This is a genomic window from Mycobacterium pseudokansasii (genome assembly GCF_900566075.1).
GTDB lineage: Bacteria > Actinomycetota > Actinomycetes > Mycobacteriales > Mycobacteriaceae > Mycobacterium > Mycobacterium pseudokansasii.
In genome coordinates, this window is sequence record NZ_UPHU01000001.1 from 1,336,918 (window position 1) to 1,352,322 (window position 15,405).

Below are 15,405 nucleotides of genomic sequence, written 5' to 3' on the forward strand. Positions count from 1 at the left end.
CGGTCCGGGGTGTTCTGGTTACTCGCGCGCGACAGAGTCGGCCTCATCGACTGACGCCGCACTGTCGGCGGTGCTGCCGATGACCCGCCGGGCGTGCTCGGACGCGCGAACGAGCAGGTCGGGTGCCAGCGCCGAGACCAGGCCCGCCACCGCGGCCGCCAGCAGCGCCTGACCCCAGCCCAGCGGGCCCACGGGGGTGCAGCCGAACACCTGGCTGAGGCCGGGCGTGCTCACCACCACCGCCAGCGCGCCGAAGGACCCGACGGTTGTCAGCACCACCAGCGCGCTGTGTGAGTCGGCCAGCGTCTGGGCCAGTTGCGTGCCGACCAGCCCGATCAACGCCACCGTCGCTGCGCGGCGCTGGGTGCCGGTCGCGCTGGCCAGCAGCCACGCCAGCATGGCGCCGATCGTGGTGGAAGCGCCACGAACGCCGATCGCGCGCCACATCGCCGCCTCGCCGCGATCGACCTCGGCGGTTCCCGCCTGGGGGCTGACGGCCAGGGCGGCGGCCGGCAGCGCGTCGGTCAGCATGTTGACCAACAGCATCTGGCGGGCGTTGAGCACCGAACGCCCGGTCAGGATCGTGGTGATCAACGCAAAGGACACCTCGCCGAGGTTGCCGCCCAGCAGCACCGATACCGCCGAATGCACGCGGCGCCACAGCTGCTCGCCCTCGTCGAGGGCGTCCAGCAGTGCCTCGATCTTCCCGTCGAGCAGCACCACGTCGGCGGCCGTGCGGGCCGCGTCGCTGCCGCGCGCGCCCACCCCGATGCCGACGCTGGCCGCCCGGATCGCCGCCGCATCGTTGACGCCGTCGCCGACCATCGCCGTGACCAGCCCGGCCCGTTCCAGGGTCTGCACCACCTCGATCTTGTGCTCCGGGGTCATCCGCGCGAAGACCAGCCGCGACACGACCGCCTCGGCGCGCTGGTCGGCGGACATCGCTTCCCAGTCGGAGCCGGTGACCACCTGCTCGACGGTGACGTCGATGCCCAGCTCCTGGGCGATCACGGCCGCGGTCGTGGGGTGGTCGCCGGTGATCAACCGGACCGCGATGTCGCGGTCGGCCAGTGCCGTCAGCACGGACCGGGCCATCGGCCGCGGGGTATCGGCCAGCCCCAGCAAGCCGATCGGGACGAGCCCGGACAGGCAAAGGCTTTCCAGCAGATCGGGATCGGCCGCCGCGGCCGCGGCCTGCTCGCGGCTGAGGCGGCGTTCGGCCACCGCCAGCACGCGCAACCCCTTGGCCGCCAACTCGTCAATCTGCTTGCGCAACGGGCCAATCCGGGCTCTGGGCCCGGCGAGCGCCGATGAGAGGACCTCCGGTGAGCCTTTGATGGTCAGCCGGGTGCCGACCAGCGCGGCGGCGAACGGGCGACCGGATTGGAACGGCAAGAAGGCGTCCCGGGTCCGTCGCGGTTGCGGCCGCGAGCCCCGAAGCGCGGGGTCGGCGGCGGCCCGGTTGATCGCATCGTCGGTGGCATGCTCCACCCGGTGGGTGTGCCTCGAATAGGTCGTGCTCAGCGCGGCATCCAGCACCTGTCCGGGAGTATGGCCCGTCACCGGGTGTACCGATTTGACCCTGAGCCGGTTCTCGCTCAGCGTGCCGGTCTTGTCGAAGCACACCACATTCAGCCGGGCCAGCGCCTCGATCGAGTGGGCATTACGGATCAGCACCGACTCTCCGGTGAGCCGGCGCGCGGCGGCCAGCTGAGCCAGCGTCACCACGAGGGTCAGCCCCTCCGGAATGGCGGCGACGATCAGCGTGACCGCGCTTCCCACCGCCGCACGCAGCGGCGTGCCCCGCGCCACACTGAGCAACCCGACCAGAGCCCCGCCGGCCACGCTGAACGGCAAGGCCCGCCGGGTGATCCGCCGCAGCTGTCGTTGCAGGCCGATCTCCTGCGACTTCCTCGGCGCCATCGCCAGTGCCCGGCGCACCTCCGAGCGCGAACCGACCGCGGTCACCACGGCCACGGCCGTGCCGGCAACCACCGTGGTGCCGGCATAGAGCATGCAGGTCCGTTCGGCCAGCGGGGCGCCGGGCGTGGGTTCGGTCTGCTTGGCCACCGGCAGCGACTCTCCGGTCAGCATGGACTCGTCGACCTCGACGTCGGACGCGTGCAGCAGCCGGGCGTCGGCGGGGATCACCTCGTCGGCATGGACTTCGATGATGTCGCCCGGGCGCAACCGCTTGGCGGGCACCTTTTCGTGGCGCTGCTCATCGAGCGGGCCGGTAAGCCGGCGTGCGGACGGATCCTGCACGGCCAGTAGGCGATTCAGGACGCGTTGAGCGTGCAACTGCTGTTCGGCCGACAGCCCCGCGTTGACCAGCAGCACGCCACCCACCAGCACCGCATCCAGCGGCGAGCCCAGCAGCGCGCTGGCCAGCGCGCCGGTGGCCAGCAGCGGCGTGATCGGGTCGGACAGGTCGGAGCGCATCTCTTCCGCGAAATCGCGCACGAGTCGCCATGACTTCGCCCCCGCGGCTTGCAGCAGGCGAACCGGCGGCAGGTTGTGCCAGCGGCTGGACGCTGGCGCCGGGTGTTCGTCGGGAGGCCGGGGCAGCAGCCGCCGTACTTCGGTGACGGGCAGGCTGTGCCAGTCGTGAACGGTTTCGGGCTCCGGCACTGGTTCGCGGAAAACCTTTGCGGCCGAACGGAATCCGAACCACAGGCTGGCGGCCATGCCGACGTTGACCGAGGCCGAACTGCGGCCCGGTACGCCGGGAATCAACATCAGGGCGCCGATCGCCGACGCCGAGGCCGACAGCCGGACCGCATTGTCGGTGGCGGCGCGCGCGGCGGGCATCGCATGCAGTACCCGCCAGGCGCCGGCCAGGTCCGAAACGACAACGTCGGCGCCCCACGGCGGAGGATGCCGGTGCCGCTGCACCCCGATCGTGACATCGGCCCGATGCGCGGTCCGCATCTGCGAGGTGGTCAGCAACGCCACGGTGGCGCCGCTGGCCTTCAGTTCCGCGACAGCCGCCGCCACCGCGTCGTCGATCGACCCGTCCAGGGGATATAGTTGGTCGAATCCTTGTGCCAGCGAACGCAATCCGTCGTCATCGAGGGAGAAGACCCGCGGGTGTGACCGGCGCGCCTCGGTGAGCACCGCCGCGGCGAACGGATCGCGCACCGGGCTGATCAGCGCCTGGCCCGTGCCGCCGCCGGCCCCGGGGATATCCGCCACGTCGTGCCATCCGGGGGTCAGCCCGGCCTCGTCCAGCGCGGCCCGCACCGCTTCCCAGGCCCGGGTGCGTTGCGAATCCGGAACGCCCAGAACGCGACTGACCATCAAATCGTCGGTGTAGAACGCCCGCGGGTCGATCATGATCGCATCGACCCGGTCGAGTGTCCTCAAGGCACCGGGACGCAGCACCAGCGCGTCGTGACGCGCAGCCAGCCCGCTGCTCATCGTGCAGCCGAATGCTTCCCGCACGGTGCGCAACGGCTTCGGGACGGCGGTCAGCGCCGCGGCACCGGCCATGTCGAGGTTGCGCGACAGCACGCCCACCACCGCGGCGGCGCCGATACCGGCCGCACCGGTGCGGTTGGCGTAGCGTTCCGCGGGCCCGTCGGGTGGGGTCGGGATGCTCCTGGGTGCCGACGCGGCATCGTCGGGCACCGGCCGGCTGCCCAACCCGGGTTCGTGGCGATGCCAGGTGAGCCGACCGGTCCAGGCCTCGGCCACCAGCATTGCGCGGGTCCCGGCCTCGGCGGCCGCCGCCGTCGGTGACAGCGTCAGCGCGGCCGCGGTGGCGTTGACGACACCGAACAAGACGTCGGTGCCCTCGGGTCCGAGGCGCCGTTCCAGCTCTTTCCGTAGTCGCGGCAGGTGGTCGGCCAGCGTCGGCGGTACGGCCACCAAATCGGGCAGCCTGGGCAGCCGCAGCAGGCTCCCGGTCAGCGAAAGGCCCAGCGCCGCGGTCGCCGCCGCGGCCGCGATCATCCGTCCCATCAGCAGCGCGTCGTCGCCCGGCAGGCTCACCGGACGCCGGCGCGTGTCGCCGGTGCCGTGGCGCCGTTCGGCGTCGGCGACGATCCGGCAGAGCTCGGCCGCCGACGGTCCGTTGGGGTCGACGGTGACGACCAGCCGCGCAATGGTGCGGTTCAGGAAGGCCTCGCGCACACCGGGCGTCGTTCGCACCGCCGTCAGCACGTCGGTGGTGATGGCGGCGGCGTGCGTATCGCCGAGGCCGCGAACCTCGACCCAGCACCGCGGACCGGTGGTGCAGCTGCGCCGGGCCGGCGGGCCACCCACCGCCTCGACCGCGACCCCCGCCGCCGTGCGTGTCAAGTTTGAAATATCTTGCGCTGCAATGGATAACGACCTGCCCACGTTCGCCGCCGGGTTGCCTCCCGCCAGGACGGTGCTGAGCGCGGCGCCCGCAACGGCGGCGCCGGCGGTGACGGTCCTGCGGGTGCCCGCCACGGCAGCCCGCAGCGGCGCTGCCACCAGGCCGAAGCCGGGCAGACGACCGGGGCCGATCAATTTGTTCACACCCACCTCGCACCGATTCTCGAATACGCCGGCCGGAAACGAAAGACCGGTTCGGGCACCCGTTTGGCTCACCACATCGGCGCGTGCATTCTGTCGAGTCAAGTTACGCCCGAACGTCAGACTGACGGGCACTGACACGCGAGCGGGGGCAGCGGGTTCGCCCCACCCGCTTCCCTGCGAAGTCGGCGGGTGCCGCGCTGAGCCGACCGGCGCGGCAGTCACGTTGGGAGACAGGGTAAAACGGCTAACGTGCCCGGCGGCGTCGTGGTGTTGGCTTCGACTCCGGGCGACGACATGTCGACGCACCGGGGACGGTTTACCGGTAGTGGCGGGTGGCCTGACAAGATGACCTGGTGCAGTTCGCGCCGAGTAACCGGGGTTGCGTATGGCGTTCCGGTGAGCCGCAGGACGACTTCGAGTTCGACCGGATCTCCGATTACCTCAGCGAGGACGACACCTTGGTGTGGGTCGACTTGTGCGACCCGGATCACGACACATTGCGCGGGCTGGCGGCCGAACTCGGCCTGAACCCCTGGGCTGTCGAAGACGCCGTGGCAGCAGCCGAACGTGTCAAAGCCACCGCGTACGAAACCCACACCTTCTTCACTGTCTATGCCGTTGCCGTCTGCTCCGTTGCTAGAGCCGGCGCCGATCCCCAGCCGATGCTGGCGATGCACCGGATTTCGGCGTTCGTGCTTGCCCGGGGTTTGATCACGGTGCGCCTGACGCCGGAATTCGACATGGGGCAGGTCACCCGACAGTGGCGGGAAATCGGCGGTCAGCGCCACGGTGTCGGCGCATTGGTGCACGGGTTGCTCGATGTCGTGGTCGACAGTCATTTCGCGGCGGTGGAGGCGCTCGACGACTGCATCGAAGCCATCGAGGACGAGCTGTTCGACGGCAACTCACGTCAGGCGAACTTTCAGCGCCGAACGTTCCAGTTGCGCAGAGACCTGGTGAACCTGCGGCGAGTTGCGCTGCCGATGCGCGAGGTCGTCAACTCCATCCAGCATCACCGGTTGCAGGCCCCGCAGGCCGAAGCTGCCCGCGAACTCGACCCGCTCTACGCCGACCTGTACGACCACGTGCTTCGGGTGTCGGAATGGACGGAGTCGTTGCGTGACATGGTCACAACCATTTTCGAAACCAATCTGTCCCTGCAGGACGCGCGGCTGAACACCGTCATGAAGAAGCTGACCGGTTGGGCCGCGATCATTGCCGTACCGACCGCGATCACGGGCTATTACGGCCAGAACATCCCCTATCCCGGCTTCGGCTCCCTGTCGGGCTTCATCGTCAGCACCAGCGTGATCATCGTCCTGATGGTGGTGCTCTATGTGACGTTTAGGCGTCGCGACTGGCTTTGAATCTCGTTGGCCGCACAGTTGGCCGCCGTTGTTCGCAAGTCCGACTGGCAAGTCCGGCCCGCAAGTGCGCCGGGATCGGTAGTCTGCGACCGGCTGCAATGTTATGGACCGGCAGCCGTCGAGGAGGAGCGCATTGAAGCCCGCATCGCTTGCCGTTCGCGACGCGCTGGGGCCGGCGCGGGTGCGGCTGCACGGCGGGCCGGTGCTGGCCGAGCTGACCCACCGGTTCGGTGCGCCGGCTCGGGCAAAGCTACTGGCCGGGGAAATCCGCGACGCTGACGGCGCGGTGGTCGATAGCAATACGGTGCTGCCGCCGGGGTCCTTCATCCGCCTGTATCGCGATCTGCCCGACGAAGTTCCGGTGCCCTTCGAAATGCCGGTTCTGTACCAGGACGACGACATCGTCGTCGTCGACAAACCGCACTTCTTGGCGACCATGCCGCGCGGGCGCCACGTCGCCCAGACGGCGCTGGTGCGGCTGCGCTGTCAACTCGGGTTACCCGAGTTGAGCCCCGCGCATCGGCTGGACCGGCTCACCGCCGGGGTGCTGCTGTTCACCACGCAGCGCGCGTTGCGCGGCCGCTATCAGACGCTGTTCGCACGCGGTGCGGTGCACAAGACCTACCTGGCCCGGGCCGCGGTCGACCCCGCCGTGGCGCTGCCGCGGGTGGTCCGCAGCCGCATCGTCAAGCGTCGCGGTCAGCTGCAGGCGGTTTGCGAACCCGGCGAGCCGAATGCGGAGACCTTGGTCGAGCTGATCTCACCGAAGGGCCTGTACCGGCTGACGCCGCGTACCGGCCGCACCCACCAGCTGCGGGTGCACATGGCGTCACTGGGGTTGCCGATCATAGGAGATCCCCTGTACCCCAAGGTGCTCCACGAAGTTGACGATGACTTCAGCTCGCCGCTGCAGCTGCTGGCGAAGCGCATCGAGTTCGACGATCCGCTCACCGGCTCGCGCCGTGAGTTCATCAGCCGCCGAGAGGGAATCTGGTCATGAGTGAAGACAATGCACTGGTCATCGTCGCCGGGTATCAGGACATTGATTCGGCCCGGCACGATTTCGAGAACCTCACCGGCCGGGCCAACGCCAAGACGGTCCCGCTGCGGGGCGCGGTGCTGATCGGCAAGGATGACGAGGGCAATCCGGTGCTGCTCGACACCGGGAATCGTCTCGGTCGCCGCGGCGCCAAATGGGGCGCGGGTGTCGGCTTGGCGGTCGGGCTGTTCTCGCCGGCGCTGCTGGCCGCTGGGTTGGTGGGCGCCGCGACCGGAGCAGTGGCCGGCACCTTCGCCCACCATCGGATCACGAGCGGGCTGGCCGACAAGATCGGGCAAGCGCTGTCGGCGGGAAGCGCCGTCATCATCGTCGTGACACCGGCGGCGGGCCGGCTGCCGGTGGAGCAGACCCTGGCCGGCTCGCCGATGAAATCGGTTGCAGAGCTGAGTCATTCGACATTACGAAGCTTGGGCGCGGCCTTGCAGGAAGCCATGGGCAAGTTCAACCCCGACCGGACGAAGCTGCCGATACCGCAGCGCAGCTTCGGCGGCACGATCGGTCGCACCATGGCAGAGTCCGTCGGCGACTGGACGATAGTCCCCGGCCCGAGCGCGCCGGACAATGCGCCCAATGTCTTGGTAGTGTTGATCGACGACGCCGGGTTCGGCGGACCGGACACCTTCGGCGGCGGCATCAGAACGCCGACACTGTCGCGGGTGGCACAGAACGGGTTGGCCTACAACCGTTTCCATGTCACCGCGGTGTGCTCGCCGACCCGCTCGGCGCTGCTGACGGGACGCAACCATCACCGGGTGGGGTTTGGATCGGTGTGTGAATTCCCAGGTCCGTTTCCCGGCTATTCGACGGTCAAGCCGCAGAGTTGTGCCGCGCTGCCTCGGATCCTGCGCGACAACGGCTATGTGACCGCGGCATTCGGCAAGTGGCATCTGACTCCTGACAACGTTCAGGGAGCATCCGGGCCGTTCGACAACTGGCCGCTGGGTTGGGGATTCGACCATTTCTGGGGTTTCCCCAGCGGTGCCGCGGGTCAGTACGACCCGATCATCACGCAGGACAACTCGGTCCTCGGCATACCGGAGGGACAACACGGCAAGCCCTACTTCTTCCCCGACGACCTCACCGACAAGGCCGTCGAATGGTTGCACACGGTACGGGCCCAGAACGCCACCAAGCCGTGGCTGCTGTACTACTCGACCGGCGCCACGCACGCACCGCACCACGTGTTCAAGGAGTGGGCCGACAAATACCGCGGACAATTCGACGAGGGCTGGGATGTATACCGGCAGAAGACTTTTGAACGACAGAAACAGCTAGGAATCATTCCTCCGGACACCGAACTGACCGAGCGGCCCGACCTGTTCCCGGCGTGGGACAGCCTGTCGGACACCCAAAAGAAGCTCTACGCCCGGCAGATGGAGGTGTTCGCCGGGTTCTCCGAGAACGCGGACTGGAACGTCGGCCGGCTGCTGGATGCCATCGAGGATCTCGGCGAGGCCGACAACACGCTGGTCTTCTACATCTGGGGCGACAACGGTGCCAGCATGGAGGGCACCAACACCGGCTCGTTCAACGAGATGACGTTCCTCAACGGCCTGGATCTCGACGCCGATCAACAGCTGGCGCTCATCGAGCAATACGGCGGCATCGAAGCTCTCGGCGACGAGTTCACCGCACCGCATTTCGCGAGCGGCTGGGCGCACGCCAACAACACGCCGTTCCAGTGGGGTAAGCAGATGGCCAGCCACCTCGGTGGCACCCGCGATCCGCTGGTGGTGGCCTGGCCGGCCCGGATCCGGCCCGACGGCCAGGTGCGCAGCCAGTTCACCCATTGTATCGATATTGCGCCAACCGTGTTGGCGGCCATCGGTTTACCGGAGCCGACGAGTGTCGACGGTGTCGAGCAGGAGCCGATGGACGGGACCAGTTTCCTGCACACCTTCGACCCGAGCATGGGGCCGGTCGCCGAAGAGCGCCACACCGTGCAGTACTTCGAAAACTTCGGCAGCCGCGCCATTTACCGGGACGGCTGGTGGGCGTGCGCTCGGCTGGACCGGGTGCCATGGGACCTGTCGCCGCAGACGATGCAGCGCTTCGCGCCCGGGAATTACGACCCCGAACAGGACATCTGGGAGCTGTACTTCCTGCCCGACGACTTCTCCCAGGCCAACAACCTGGCGGCCGAGCATCCGGACAAGCTCGCCGAACTACAGCAGCTGTGGTGGCAGGAAGCCGAACGCAACCGGGTGCTGCCGTTGCTGGGCGGGCTGGCCGTGATGTTCGGTGATTTGCCGCCACTGCCCACCACCACCCGCTTCGCCTTCCAGGGAGACGTGCAGAACATCCAGCGCGGCATGGTCCCGCGCATCTTCGGCCGCTCCTACGCGATCGAGGGACGGCTGCACATCCCCGACAGCGGGGCGCAGGGCGTGATCGTCGCCAATGCCGACTTCATGGGCGGGTTCGCGCTCTGGGTCGACGAGGAGCAGCGGCTGCATCACACCTACTCCTTCCTCGGCGTCGAGACCTATCGGCAGGTGTCGACGGAGCCGCTGCCCACCGGCGACATCACCGCGCGGATGCTGTTCGAAAGCGACCAGCCCGTGGTCGGTTCCGGCGGCAAGGTGACGTTGTGGGCCGACGACCGGTTGATCGGCGAGGGTCGGCTGCCGCAAACGGTGAGCCTGTCGTTTACGTCCTACGCCGGGATGGACATCGGCCGCGACAACGGGCTGGTGGTCGACCGCGACTACGAGGACAAAGCGCCGTACGCGTTCACCGGAGCCGTCAAAGAGGTGATCTTCGACCTCAAGCCCGTCCATCCCGAGTCGGAGAAGGCGTTGCACGAGCACGCGTCGGTGCAAGCCGTCGGACAGGGCGCAGCGGGCTGATTATTCTTGTGCCAGAAGAGTTTCCAGATCGGATTGACCCTGCTGAATTCCCTGGTTGAGCTGGTCTGCGGGATTGCCCTGAACCGGTGACTGGCAGCTGCAGCCCAGATTGCCGAACGGGTCGGGGTCAGCACCGGCCGGCGCGGCGATCCACACGGCGGCACCGGCCGCGAGCGCGACGCCGGCCAGGATTTTGCTGATCATGCGGAGCTCTTCCTGGTAGTGGTTACCCGGAGTCTACGTGCTGTCTAGCCCCGGTACTGCGGGCAATACGCTGCAACGCCGGCGCCGACGAAGTAACCGGCATGCCAGGCATCCATGGGGTTGCCGCCGAAATCCTTGCCCACTATCGACCGGGCGATGTCGACCTTGGCCTTGCCCCGATCGAGCAGGCCGCAAACCAAATGACCGGCCTGGACAGCGTTCTCGGGCGAGGAATAGGTGATGCCCACCGAGCCGATGGATGACAGGAACGCTTCGTCGGTGTCGTCGGCATGCGCGATCGGGGCTGCGCTCAGCGAGCCGGCCAGCGCCGACATCAGGACAACACCGGCAGCTAACCGCCACCGCACCAGGTTGCGCCCATGAGCGGTCAACATGGCCGAAAACTCCCATCTGACAGACGGTGCCGCGGCGACGGCACGTCGAGCCGCGACTGCGTACCCTACGGCCGCACACAATGCCGAGACAAATTGGGGGACGCGGATTTCGGGCTGCTTGAACCGCGGTCATTCGGGTCGTCGGCGGCGATGGAGGCTACCGAAATCACCGTCACGTTCATCGGCAACGCCGCAACGTTGACGGCGCCGCTGGCCTGCCAGGTGCTGACCGCACGCCAACCTGGGCTACGGGCTGGTGTCCAAGCGGCTGCGGGAGCCGGCGTTGAGCATCGATCAACTACCGCCGATCGGCGCCATTGTCCCGTCGCACATGCACGGCGATCACCGGGACCGGGTGGCGCGACGGGGCCTCGATCACGAACTGCCCGTCGCTGCCACCCCGCACGCCGCCAAACGGCTACCTCGTCGCGTCTTCCGGCACGCATTCGGCCTGCTCACCTGGCAGCAGCACACGATCAGCGACGCCGGCGTCAAGCTGATGGTGACGTCGCTGCCCGGCCGACATGCGCCGCCGGGAATTCATCGGCTGCTGCCGCCCGTCATGGGCACCATGCTCGAATTCAGATCCGTCGACCGTTCGATGCTGCGCCGGCCGTATGTCTCCGGCGACACCTTGCTCGTCGAGGAGCTCAACAAGATTCGCCGTCGTTTCGATTCGATTGATCACGGCGTACTGCCTCTGTGCGGGACCAGGCCGAAAGGCCGGCCGCGGCCTGTCCTTCGGCCTGACGGTGACCCTGGACGGACGCCACGGCGCGGGTTTGGTGCAGCTGCTCGAGCTGCCGATGCTGATCCCCATCCACTTCGACGACTGCGGTGTCTTCGCGTCGCCCCTGGCGGACTTCAACCGCGAGATGGGGAACCGTGGTCCGGCCGACCGAATCATCGAGTTGGAGCGCGGCGCCTCGATAACCGTGTGAATTCCCGAGGTCGCCAACCGCAACGCGGCGACGATCGGTAACTTGGCCGTCATGCCGTGGGCGCGATGGTTCTTGTCGCTCGTTCTCGTGGCATGCCTGGCCGGCTGCGGAGAACAGCACGTGTCGGCGGCACGTTCTCGAGATCAGGCCGGAACATTACAGTTTGGCGGTCTGAAGCGGACCTATATAGTGCATTCGCCGCCGGGCGCGCCGGTGGGGTTGGTGCTCAACCTGCACGGGGGTGGTGGCACCGGCGCCGGACAGCAGAGTCTTTCAGCCTTCGACTCCGTTGCCGACGCCAACAACCTGCTGGTGGTCTATCCCGACGGCTACGACAAGAGCTGGGCCGACGGGCGGGGAGCCTCGCCGGCGGACCGCCGCCATCTCGACGACGTCGGCTTTCTGGTCGCGTTGGTGGGCAAGCTGCAACGCGAGTTTTCATTTCCCGCCGGCCACGTGTTTGCCACCGGAATGTCCAACGGAGGGTTCATGTCCAACCGGTTGGCGTGCGACCGCGCCGATGTGTTCGCCGCGATCGCGCCGATCGCCGGCACGCTGGGCGTGGGTGTGGCCTGCAATCCGTCGCGGCCGGTCTCGGTGATGGAAGCGCACGGCACCGCGGATCCGGTGGTGCCGTTCAACGGCGGGAAAGTGCGCGGCCGCGGCGGTCCCAGCCAAGCCATCTCGGCTGCCGGCATGGTCGACCGCTGGCGCGCCGTGGACGGATGCCAGGGCGATCCCACGATGGACGAATTGCCCAACGTCGGCGATGGAACCGTGGTACGCCGTTATGACTCGCGGTCATGCGCGGCCGGGACCGAAGTGATCTTCTATCGAATCGACAACGGCGGGCACACCTGGCCCGGCGGCAAGCAATATCTGCCCAAGACGATCGTCGGCGCCACCACGCGCGCCTTTGACGGGTCACAAGCGATTGTGCAGTTCTTTGTGTCGCACGGCCGGGCCTAAGGGTTACTGACACGTCTTTGTTGGATTTGCCTGTGGCACAACCTCACACGATCGGCCACCGTAGCGGCGACGCCTGCGAGGACTTCGGCACCAACGCCACGCCGGCCGCCGCGGAATAGTACTCGGAAAAGAGCCCGAATCGTGCGATTATGGGCAGCATCACATCTTCCGATGGGTCAACACGTTGCCGGGTTGGAGGGCCACAATGTCGTATCTGATCGCCGCACCGGACATGTTGACCACAGCAGCCGTGGATGCCGCGGGTATCGCCTCCTCAGTGCGGGCCGCGAACCTGGCCGCATTGGCACCGACCAGCACGCTGATGGCCGCTGCTGCTGACGAAGTTTCGGCCGCGATTACATCGCTGTTTTCCGGCTACGCCAACGAATACCAGGCGCTCAGTGCGCAGGCGGTGGCGTTTCACGAGCAATTTGTGCAGGCATTGAGTGCCGCCAGCGGGGCATATGCGGCCGCGGAGGCGGCCAATGTCAACCTGCTGCAAACCCTCGTCGACGATGTTTTGGGTGTGATCAATGCGCCCACGAACTTCCTGTTCGGGCGGCCGTTGATCGGCGACGGTCTTGACGCCCTGCCCGGCAGCGGGCAACCCGGTGGGGCCGGCGGGATTCTTTGGGGCAATGGCGGCACCGGCGGGTCGGGTCCGGTGGGCCAGCGGGGAGGGCCCGGCGGCAGTGCCGGGTGGATCGGTAACGGTGGCGTCGGCGGCACCGGCGGTATCGGAGGCGGGGCCGGTGGAGCCGGCGGCACGGGTGGCTGGTTGCTGGGCAACGGCGGTGCCGGCGGCACCGGCGGGCTCGGCATCGGATCCATCGCGGCCGGGGCCGGTGGGTTGGGCGGAAGAGCGTTGTCCTTCTTCGGCGCCCCGGGAGCCACCGGCAGCGTCGGGGAGCATCCAGCGGTGCTGTCGGTGTCTCAAGCACAGGCTCTTGCTCTGCTTTCGATGGCACCAGACACGAACTTCTTGCTGATCGGCACGGACGGCACGAATCTGGCCGCGATCCTTGCCGACCCCGCCGGCACCCCGAACTTCCACGCGCTGATGCAGCAAAGCGTCACCTCCGCGTCCACGATCGTCGGACACACCAGCGTCTCCAACCCCTCGTGGACGACGATCCAGACCGGTGTGTGGAGCGAGACGGCCGGCGTGACCAACAATGTCTTCACCCCGTGGACCTACGACACCTGGTCGACCGTGTACAACCAGCTCGAGGGCACCTGGGGCGACCAGGTCAACACCACGGTCATCGCCAACTGGCCCGTTATCACCGACATCGCCGGCGCCGGCTCGTACCCGGCCGACTATATCGAATTCGTCCCGCAGATCGCGGGCGACACGAACTGGATAGCGACGCAGAATCTGGTCGGCCAGAAATCCCAGGCCGCGATTCTGGCCGCCGATCCAACCAAAGGCAATCTCATCTTCTCCTACTTCGTAGGGGTCGATGAAAACGCGCACATGTATGGCGGTGATTCGCCTCAGTACCAGGCCGCCATTCGGAACATGGACTACAACCTCGGTCGGCAACTTCCTACGAATATGGGCGGTTCAGGCCTGTTGGGAGCGGTAGCCGACTGGGAGGTCGCAAACCCCACCGAGCAGTTCTCCACGCTCGTGGTCACCGACCACGGTGAAATTGGGCCCCAAAATTTCAGCCTCACCCATGGCTTCCAATCACCCCGTGAGACAGCGACATTCCTCATCTTCGACCAGGCCTTCAATAATGTGCGAGACGGCTATATCAACAACTCGTGGCAAATCGTCAGCACAACGCCGACGATCATGGATCAATTCGGCATTCCACCGCTGCCCTATATGCAGGGTGCGCCGCTGACGTCCGCCAACTTCGACGGCACCTACGTTGATCCCGGCCCCAACCTGTTCAGTGTCCTCAGCGCCGATTTCGCCGGACAGGGGTATCCCGACATCGCAACCAACCTGAGCCTGGGGTCGCGCACGGTGGCGGCCACGATTCCCTACTTCGTGTACTCCCCGATACAAAACATCGTCGACGCGGTGCCCAGCTTCTTACAGCTACCCGTTTCATGGCTCGGCGCCGCCGTCTACCAGTCGCTTAACATCCCCGCACAGATCTGGGTCCGGCTCACCGGTGTGACCGGCAACCAAATCATCCCGCCGGTTCTCAACCCATTCCTCAGCTAGGCCGCGGGCAGGCGCCGCGGCCTGCCTGGATGTGTGTCGGTCGCGATGAGCCGCCTGGGCGGGCGGCACGCACGATCTGCCCAAGGCGATCGGCGGGGCCATCACGTGCGCTTTCGGCCGTTCCCAAGTCGTTGTGCAGGTCTTTTGGCACGGCCGGGACTAGGTCATTGCTGGCAGGTAGGGCACCAGAACTGGACTCGCCCGGCGCTGCCACCGGCGTGGAGGCATTCGATGCGGGTTCCGCAGCGCCGGCAGGGTTCACCGGCTCGTCCGTAGACCCACAGCCGCCGGCCGGCCCGGGTGTCGCCGGTGGTACAGCGACTCCAGCGAAAACGGTTGGCCCACAGCATCTCTCGCGCACGGGTGACGAGGTGGTGTGGATCGGCGATGGCGCTGACCGGCGCCGTCGGCAGATGTCCGCTGACGAAGCACAGCTCGTTGCAATAGACATTGCCGATCCCGGCCAGTACACGCTGATCGAGCAGCGCCTCGGCGATGGGCCGGTCCGGATCGGCGGCCAGGTTGGCGGCCGCAACCGCAGCATGCCAATCCTCGCCCAAGAGGTCGGGTCCCAGATGCGCGACGACGGCGGCGTCGTTGTCACGGTCCAGCAGCTCCAGCACGCCCAGGTCGACACCGACCGCCCGAATGTTGCCTGCCTCCAAGACGATTCGCGCCCGATGATCCACCCGCAGCGGGTGCTCGGCAACTCGCCAGCTGCCGTCCATCTTCAAGTGGGAATGAATGGTGACTCCGCCGACTCTGATGAACAGATGCTTGCCCCGACTGAGCACCTCGTCGACCATTTGTCCGCTGAGGTCGACGGTGGCAAACCGCGGCACCCGGATATCGCAGCGGGTCAGCGTCCGGCCGGCCAGCTGTTGCCGCAGTATTGCCGCGGTATGCCAGACGGTGTCACCCTCGGGCATGGC

General features: G+C 67.4%; 9 protein-coding genes and 1 pseudogene. 6 read left to right on the top strand and 4 right to left on the bottom strand.

What is annotated here, in order from left to right:
• Positions 1-18: 18 nt before the first annotated feature.
• Entirely contained in the window at positions 19-4,497 is a 4,479-nt protein-coding gene (locus EET10_RS06150) for a cation-translocating P-type ATPase (RefSeq protein WP_425461704.1), read from the bottom strand.
• Between the two features lie 362 nt (positions 4,498-4,859).
• Here EET10_RS06150 and EET10_RS06155 point away from each other — a divergent pair, with 362 nt between their 5' ends.
• The 3 genes from EET10_RS06155 (at position 4,860) to EET10_RS06165 (ending at position 9,782) form a co-directional block, all read left to right on the top strand.
• The gene (locus EET10_RS06155; protein ID WP_036398148.1) at positions 4,860-5,873 is read left to right on the top strand and encodes a magnesium transporter CorA family protein; all 1,014 of its coding nucleotides are present in this window, start codon (positions 4,860-4,862) and stop codon (positions 5,871-5,873) included.
• A gap of 133 nt (positions 5,874-6,006) precedes the next feature.
• A complete protein-coding gene (locus EET10_RS06160; protein ID WP_036398146.1) occupies positions 6,007-6,873 on the top strand; it encodes an RluA family pseudouridine synthase in 867 nt (288 codons plus the stop codon).
• Positions 6,870-9,782, top strand: coding sequence for a sulfatase-like hydrolase/transferase (locus EET10_RS06165; RefSeq protein ID WP_122501974.1), 2,913 nt, complete (start codon positions 6,870-6,872; stop codon positions 9,780-9,782). The genes EET10_RS06160 and EET10_RS06165 overlap by 4 nt, the downstream gene beginning before the upstream one ends.
• Here the strand turns inward: EET10_RS06165 and EET10_RS06170 are convergent, their stop codons facing one another.
• On the bottom strand, positions 9,783-9,986 hold the full coding sequence (locus tag EET10_RS06170) for a hypothetical protein (RefSeq protein ID WP_036398142.1): 204 nt from the start codon (positions 9,984-9,986) through the stop codon (positions 9,783-9,785). It lies immediately after the preceding gene.
• A gap of 44 nt (positions 9,987-10,030) precedes the next feature.
• On the bottom strand, positions 10,031-10,381 hold the full coding sequence (locus tag EET10_RS06175; protein WP_051490154.1) for a DUF732 domain-containing protein: 351 nt from the start codon (positions 10,379-10,381) through the stop codon (positions 10,031-10,033).
• A 150-nt stretch (positions 10,382-10,531) separates the two neighbouring features.
• On the opposite strand from EET10_RS06175, the pseudogene EET10_RS32170 reads away from it, so the two are divergent.
• The 3 genes and pseudogenes from EET10_RS32170 (at position 10,532) to EET10_RS06190 (ending at position 14,473) form a co-directional block, all read left to right on the top strand.
• Positions 10,532-11,322: pseudogene (locus EET10_RS32170) on the top strand (MBL fold metallo-hydrolase).
• 51 nt (positions 11,323-11,373) lie between these two features.
• Positions 11,374-12,291, top strand: a complete 918-nt coding sequence (locus tag EET10_RS06185; RefSeq protein WP_036398140.1) for a CE1 family esterase — start codon at positions 11,374-11,376, stop codon at positions 12,289-12,291.
• A gap of 205 nt (positions 12,292-12,496) precedes the next feature.
• Complete coding sequence (locus EET10_RS06190; RefSeq protein ID WP_051490153.1) at positions 12,497-14,473, top strand: PE domain-containing protein; 1,977 nt, start codon at positions 12,497-12,499, stop codon at positions 14,471-14,473.
• Positions 14,474-14,637: 164 nt separating this feature from the next.
• On the opposite strand, the gene nei2 is transcribed toward EET10_RS06190, so the two are convergent.
• Entirely contained in the window at positions 14,638-15,402 is a 765-nt protein-coding gene (nei2, locus tag EET10_RS06195; RefSeq protein ID WP_063466819.1) for an endonuclease VIII Nei2, read from the bottom strand.
• Between the last annotated feature and the right edge of the window lie 3 nt (positions 15,403-15,405).